The organism is Flavobacterium sp. ALJ2 (genome assembly GCF_015594725.1).
Classification (GTDB): Bacteria; Bacteroidota; Bacteroidia; order Flavobacteriales; family Flavobacteriaceae; genus Flavobacterium.
This window is the reverse complement of record NZ_JADNRC010000082.1, coordinates 1-366: the sequence shown is the minus strand read 5'-3', so window position 1 is coordinate 366 and position 366 is coordinate 1. Positions and strand designations below refer to the sequence as shown.

1 pseudogene is annotated in these 366 nt (G+C 41.0%); it reads left to right on the top strand.

The features are described from left to right. A pseudogene (locus IUY40_RS19310) lies at positions 1-366 on the top strand (hypothetical protein); the annotation flags it as partial.

Here is a 366-nt window from a genome sequence, read left to right as displayed (position 1 = left end):
CAACCAAAGTTATAACAGGATTAACAACAGGAACATATAATTTTACAGTAACCAATGCAATAGGATGTACCTCGTTAGCATCAGCAAATGTTGTAATCAATGCACAACCAGCAACCCCAGAAAAGCCAACAGCTAATGTACCTACACAGCCAACATGTGCAGAGGCAACAGGAAGTGTTACTTTGAGTGGATTGCCATTAGGTACTTGGACAATTAATCCGGGGAACATAACAGGAAATACAGCAACAAAAGAACTAACAGGATTAACAGCAGGAACATACAACTTTACAGTAACCAATGCAGTAGGATGTACCTCATTGCCATCAGCAGATGTTGTAATCAATGCTCAGCCAGCAACACCAGCAG